Origin of the sequence: Mycolicibacterium arseniciresistens, from assembly GCF_030519285.1 — a bacterium.
GTDB lineage: Bacteria > Actinomycetota > Actinomycetes > Mycobacteriales > Mycobacteriaceae > Mycobacterium > Mycobacterium arseniciresistens.
Genome location: NZ_JAUMSQ010000312.1, coordinates 1 through 5,872, shown reverse-complemented (window position 1 = coordinate 5,872; position 5,872 = coordinate 1). Strand labels below are relative to the sequence as shown.

Sequence of the window (5,872 nt, the reverse complement as noted above, 5' to 3'; positions counted from 1 at the left end):
TCGGCACGCCCGAGGGCGCCGCCGCGGCGGAGTCCGACTTCACGGTTCCCGCGCCGGGCCGGGCGAGCGCCGCGAGCACCAGGAGCACCGCCAGGGTCAGGCCGCTCCAGCGCAGCGCGGCCGCCCGCCGCTGCGCGCCCGTGGCGACGAACACCTGGCGCAGGGTGACCAGCCTGGCCACGATCAGCGCCGCGGCCACCACCGCGAGGATCGGGCCGGGCAGGACGGGGTCGACGCTCATCGGTGCCGTCTCCTCTTCGCGCAAGCGCTCATCGGCGAAGCACCACCAGGGCCACCGACAGCACGGCGGCCGACAGCAGCGCCACGGTCAGCGGCACGGCAGGCGACTCGCCGGGCAGCCTGGCGAACAGCCCACTGTCGGCGGGGACGGCGGGCGGCGGGTCGGCGCGGATGGCGTCCAGACGACTGGTCAGCTGGTCGGCGCCGCCGCCGACACCGGCGGGGAGTTGACGGAAGAACCGGCCGCCGGTGCGTTCGGTGAGGCCTTCGAGCGCAGCGTCGGCGTCCCGCGACGACTCGGTGGGGTCGGCCACCGCGACGACGTTCACCTGCACGCCGGCATCGGCCGCGAGGTCGCTCACCTGGTCGGCGTCGAACAGTCCGGGCTCTGCGGTGTCAGTGCGGAACACGCTCGGCCCCAGATAGATCAGCGATCTGCGGTATGCGGTCGCCGATTCGTCCGTCGGGAAGCCGGTGAGGCACAACGCCAGTACGTCCTCGACGGTGCGCGCGTAGTCGATGTAGGTGACCGCGGGTGCGAACGAGCCCGCCTCGTCCGACGGCGGCTCGATGCCTGCGTAGTCGTTGAATCGGCTTGCGGCGTACTGGTAGTCGCGGGTCAGTGGGACGACCCGCCGGTTCGACGACGTCAGTCCGATGCGTTCGGTGCCGGGCCCCCTGGTGACCTGCCCGGCGAAGTAGGACAGGAACGTCGCGGTGGCCGGATCGGTGGCGGGCTGACCCACGCAGAGCATCACCTCTTCTGGCTGGCTCTCCTCGGCGGTGCGCACGTCGACGGGCCGGGCGCCGGCGATCACGGCGGCGCCGAAGAGCACCGTCAGCATCAGCACGGTGGCCACCGCCGAGGCCCGGCGCACGCGCGCGGCCCTGGCGTATTCGGGCAGCCGGGTGAGGCGGTCGACGTTGGCCAGGGGTCGCAGCCGGCGCGGTGCGTGCGCCATCGGCAGCAGTACGGCCAGGCCGACAACCACGGCCAGGAGGGCGAACCCGGCGATCGCGACCGGCCACCAGGTCAGCTCCATGGTCGGTGTTCGCTCATAGCGCGTTCCGGGTACCCGGCGCGTCGGCTCTCAACACGTGGCCGCGGTTTGCTGCGGTCACCGGGCGGCGATCCCGCGGATGATGCGGTCGCAGACCTCGTACATGTCGCGTTGCGCGGCCTCGGGGTCCTGCGCGCGCGACACGTAGAGCGCCGCCTCGTCGAGGGCGCCGAGGAGCACGTGCGCCGTCGGCCGAACCGGTTGCTCGGGGAGCACGCCGTCGGCGATGGCTTGGGAGAGCATCGCCTCGATCACGCCGAGGCCGTACTTCGCACCGACCTCCCGCCAGTGCTCCCAGCCGAGCACCGCCGGCGCGTTGACGAGCACGATGCGGTGCACGTCGGGGGCGGCGCAGTGGTCGAGGAACAGTCGTACGCCGTGCCGCATCGCCTCGAGCTGGTCGCCGGGCGCCGCGGTGGCGATGGCCTCGGCGATGCTCGCCACGAGTTCCTCCTCGACCTGCTCGTACACGGCCTCGAACAGCGCCGCCTTGTCGGAGAACTGGTGGTAGAGGGCGCCCCGGGTGACACCGGCCGCCGCGACGATCTGCTGGGTGGACACGTCGGCGAAGGCGTGGTCGGCGAACAACCGGCGGCCGGCCGCCATCAGCCGCGCACGGGTCTCGGCGGTGCGCTCCGCCTGAGAGCGGCGCACGGGCCGGCCGTCCGGGGAACCGTTGACTTTCATACAGTCTGCACGTAACTTTCATACCGAGTGTTTGTAAATGTCTATCGAAGGATATCCGAGATGCCCCAGTTGACCCTCGAGGACGCCACCCTCGACTACCGCGTCGTCGGCCCGGAAGACTCGCCCCATCCCCCGGTCCTGTTCGTGCACGGCATCCTCGTCGACCACCGGCTCTGGTCCGAGGTCGCGGACGAGTTGGCCCGCAGGGGTTTTCGCTGCGTGCTGCCGGACTGGCCGCTCGGATCGCACACCCGGCCGGCCGGCGAGCGCGCCGACCTGTCACCGATGGGCGTGGCCACGATGGTCCACGACACCATCGCCGCGCTCGGACTGGAGAACGTGACCCTGGTCGGCAACGACACCGGCGGCGGCATCTGCCAGCTGGTGGTCGACGCCTACCCCGAGTCCGTCGGCAGGCTGGTGCTGACCAACTGCGACGCGTTCGACAAGTTCCCGCCGTTCCCGTTCAACCTGGTGTTCGCGACGCTGCGCGGGAACCTGTCGATCAAGCTGCTGATGAACCTGATGCGGGTCACCGCGCTGCGCCACTCCCCGATCGGATTCGGGATGTTGTTCCGGACCGATCCGGCGCTCACCGCGTCGTGGGTGGCGCCGTGCCAGAACGACCCGCGCATCCGGCGGGAACTGGCGACGCTGCTGCGCAACGTCGCGAAGACGGACCTCACCGACGTGGCGACGCGGCTGCCCCGGTTCACCAAGCCGGTCACGGTGGTGTGGGGGATGCTCGACCGCAGCTTCACCCCTGCCCTCGGACGGCGCCTCGCCGCGCTGTTCCCCGACGCCACGTGGGTCGAGGTGCCGGATGCCCGGACGTTCGTCGCGCAGGACGCCCCGCAGGCGGTGGCCGACGCGATCAGCTCGATCACCGCAAAGACCGACGCATAACTGGGAGCGCGCTACCATTTGAATGTGGCGCGCACAGCTCACCAACGGTCGGACGCGTTCGCGAACGTCAGCAGGATCATCGCCGCCGCACGCGAGATCTTCGCGCGCGACGGCACTTCCGCGACCCTGAGTCAGGTGGCGAAGGCCGCGGGTGTCGGCAACGCGACGCTGTACCGGCATTTCCCGAACCGCCGTGCGCTGGCCGCCGCGGTGTACGAGGACATCGTCGTCAACGACATCCGGCCGACGATCACCGCGCTGGGCGACAACGCGCCGCGCGAGGCGTTCATCGACGCGCTGGCCCGCCTCGAGGACGCGATGTTCGAGCAGCGGCCACTGTTGGCCTCGATGGGCGACCTGGCCGAGTTGACCGTCGACCTGTTCACCCGTGACCGCGAGCAGTTCGAGGCGATGATCGCGCACGCCAAGGAGTCCGGCCTGCTGCGGCCGGACCTGACCGCCGACGACGTGGTCAACTTCGTCGCGATGGTCACCACCGCGTCGGTGGCGATGAACCAGCCGAAGGCGGTGCGCCGCCGCTACCTGAGCCTGATGTTCGACGCGTTCAGCGCCCAGGGCGCGCAGCCGTTGCCCGCGCCCGGGTCACGCAAGGCCTGATCACCCTCATTTGCGTTCACTTTGCGCTGAGGGCGCCCGTCACTCGCACTTCTGCACCCTCACCGCAAAGCCAACGCGAGAAGTCGAGCCGACGCGGTGAACCTTTTCGCGTCGTGCCCCGTAGAGCCTTCTGAACAGTCACAACGAATGGAAGGCACGACCATGAGGACACACCTGTTGATCTCCGCCGGTATCGCGGCTGCGGCTTGCGCGACGATCCTCGCACCGGCGACGGCGGCGGCGGCGACCGACGATTGCGCCAGCACCGACCGGAACCCTCGGGGGCAGGCTGGATTCGTCCTGCGTGACGAGGACGGGAAGAACCCGTTCGCGGTGGCCGACTCACGCAGGGTCACCCTGAAGGCGGACTGCTCACGTTGACCTAGTGGCCGCGAAGTCGAGCACAGCGGACGCGAAGAGGTCCGGATCCTGTTGGGCCACACAGTGACCCGTCGGGAAGGTGAGGTGACGGGCGGCCGGGATGAGTTCCCGGGCCGCCGCCGCCATCGGGGCGTAGACGGGCTCGGAGTTCGCGCAGGAGGCGACGCACACCGGCATGCGCAGCTCGCGCAGTGGCGCGAAGACCTCGGAGCGGGTGTAGGACTGCTCCATCACGTGGAAGATCGGCCGCAGCATCGCCGCCTCGGACTCCGGGTGACACCGCAGATACACGGCGCCGTCGCGTTCGACCAGGCCGAAGTCACCGAACGCCCGCAGCCCGCCATCTTGCCAGCCCGCGAATCCCGCTGTGCGGCTGAGATGGCCGAGTGCTTCCTGCCGGCTGGGAAACGCGTTGCGCCGCCGCTGCACCTTCACCACCACCGCGCGGGGCAGCTTGCCGAGTTCCTGCTCCAGGACGCCTTCGCGCGGCACCATCGCCGTCGGTTCGACGGTGAACAGCCGGGAGAACGCACCGGGCCGGCGTGCCGCGGCGAGCAGCAGGTCCGTCGCGCCCGCGCTGTGCCCGACACCGAGCGCGTCCTGGATGCCGAGGGCGTCGACGACCGCGCACAGATCGTCGGCGAAGTCGGAGAATTCGTATCCGCCTGCGGATTGACCGCTCATCCCGTGGCCGCGACGGTCGATCGACAGCACGGTGTGGGTTCGCGCAAGATGCGGCACCACGTCGGCCCATACCTGTGCCACGTATCCGGTGCCGTGCAGCAGCACCGCGACCGGCCTGCGGCCGTCCGGTTCCCCGGTGGCGTGCACGGCGATTTCGACGGGTCCGGACGGGACGCGCAGAAGCGTCGTCAGTGCGGGCACTCCGTGACCCTACCGGCGCCCACAGGCCGCCTCGGTACTGTGGATCGTCGAGGCGAATCGGAGGCCGATACAGGTGGTGACGGAGCCGCGCAGGGGACTGAACGACGCGATCACGCGATTCTGGAGTGTGGCCGCGCCCCTATATGACCAGCAGCTGCTGCAACGCCTGGTGTACCGGCCGGCACAGAACGAGGTGATCGACCGGCTGCGCACCCACGGAGCTCGGCGGGTCGCCGACATCGCCTGTGGCACCGGCATCCTGGCCGACCGCATCCAGCGCGAGCTCGGGCCCGACGAGGTCTACGGCGTCGACATGTCCGACGGCATGCTCGAGCAGGCGCACGCCCGGTCGGCGAAGGTCGACTGGCGCAAGGGGCCGGCCGAGCGGTTGCCGTTCGACGACGGTGCGCTCGATGCGGTGGTCACCACCTCGGCGTTCCACTTCTTCGACCAGCCGGCGGCGCTCCGCGAGTTCCATCGCGTGCTCACGCCCGGTGGTCTGGTCGCCGTCACGACGATCAACCCGAATCTGCCTGCACCCTTCGACCGGCTGACCCTCGGTCGCCGCAGTCCCGCGCACAACCCGTCGCCCGCGCAGATGCGCACACTGTTCACCGACGCCGGTTTCACCCTCGTCGACCAGCACCGCGTCCGCCGTCCAGGCTGGACGCAGCTGGTGTCCGACATGATCACCGTCGGCGGCCGGTAATCCGGCACACGCTTGGACTCCGGCCGGTCACGTTCGACGTGGCCGATATCGTTCCCGGTCTGGGTGCAGCCGGTTCTTGAGTAACGCCGGGCCGCAGGTGATCCGCTGCTGCGGCCGCTTGACCAGGATGTTCAGTTTTCCCGGCGCTGGTGGTGCGGTCGAGCGGTAGCGGCCCCCACTGGGGGTGACGAACTGCGCGGTGTGGACGCCGTCGACCTCGCTGGTGGCGACCTGCCAGCCCGGGGCTTCCTTGTCGTAATTGCATCGCGCGCACTCACCCAGACCGTTGACCGAACTGGTCGGCCCGCCCTTGTGGTGCGGGTGGGCGTGGTCGTGGTGACGGATCGGCGCATCGCAATACGGGGTACGACACCGCTGATCACGC

Annotated in this window: 7 protein-coding genes and 2 pseudogenes; 4 read left to right on the top strand and 5 right to left on the bottom strand. The window is 70.1% G+C overall.

What is annotated here, in order from left to right:
- The 3 genes and pseudogenes from Q2100_RS26810 to Q2100_RS26800 form a co-directional block, all read right to left on the bottom strand.
- Positions 1-241 (bottom strand): annotated as a pseudogene (locus tag Q2100_RS26810) (hypothetical protein); the annotation flags it as partial.
- Between the two features lie 28 nt (positions 242-269).
- Positions 270-1,283: a hypothetical protein gene (locus tag Q2100_RS26805; RefSeq protein ID WP_302916506.1), complete on the bottom strand. Its 1,014-nt coding sequence runs from the start codon at positions 1,281-1,283 to the stop codon at positions 270-272.
- 75 nt (positions 1,284-1,358) lie between these two features.
- On the bottom strand, positions 1,359-1,988 hold the full coding sequence (locus Q2100_RS26800; protein ID WP_264011610.1) for a TetR/AcrR family transcriptional regulator: 630 nt from the start codon (positions 1,986-1,988) through the stop codon (positions 1,359-1,361).
- A gap of 60 nt (positions 1,989-2,048) precedes the next feature.
- On the opposite strand from Q2100_RS26800, the gene Q2100_RS26795 reads away from it, so the two are divergent.
- The 3 genes from Q2100_RS26795 to Q2100_RS26785 all read left to right on the top strand — a co-directional run bounded on the left by Q2100_RS26795 (position 2,049) and on the right by Q2100_RS26785 (position 3,893).
- Positions 2,049-2,894, top strand: a complete 846-nt coding sequence (locus tag Q2100_RS26795; protein WP_302916505.1) for an alpha/beta fold hydrolase — start codon at positions 2,049-2,051, stop codon at positions 2,892-2,894.
- Between the two features lie 24 nt (positions 2,895-2,918).
- Positions 2,919-3,512: a TetR/AcrR family transcriptional regulator gene (locus tag Q2100_RS26790; protein ID WP_302916504.1), complete on the top strand. Its 594-nt coding sequence runs from the start codon at positions 2,919-2,921 to the stop codon at positions 3,510-3,512.
- Between the two features lie 162 nt (positions 3,513-3,674).
- The gene (locus Q2100_RS26785; protein WP_302916503.1) at positions 3,675-3,893 is read left to right on the top strand and encodes a hypothetical protein; all 219 of its coding nucleotides are present in this window, start codon (positions 3,675-3,677) and stop codon (positions 3,891-3,893) included.
- Here Q2100_RS26785 and Q2100_RS26780 read toward each other — a convergent pair.
- The gene (locus tag Q2100_RS26780) at positions 3,885-4,778 is read right to left on the bottom strand and encodes an alpha/beta fold hydrolase (protein WP_302916502.1); all 894 of its coding nucleotides are present in this window, start codon (positions 4,776-4,778) and stop codon (positions 3,885-3,887) included. The two genes, Q2100_RS26785 and Q2100_RS26780, sit on opposite strands and share 9 nt — an antisense overlap.
- 76 nt (positions 4,779-4,854) lie before the next feature.
- Here Q2100_RS26780 and Q2100_RS26775 point away from each other — a divergent pair, with 76 nt between their 5' ends.
- Complete coding sequence (locus Q2100_RS26775) at positions 4,855-5,487, top strand: class I SAM-dependent methyltransferase (protein WP_264011605.1); 633 nt, start codon at positions 4,855-4,857, stop codon at positions 5,485-5,487.
- Between the two features lie 27 nt (positions 5,488-5,514).
- On the opposite strand, the pseudogene Q2100_RS26770 reads toward Q2100_RS26775, so the two are convergent.
- Positions 5,515-5,872 (bottom strand): annotated as a pseudogene (locus tag Q2100_RS26770) (hypothetical protein); the annotation flags it as partial.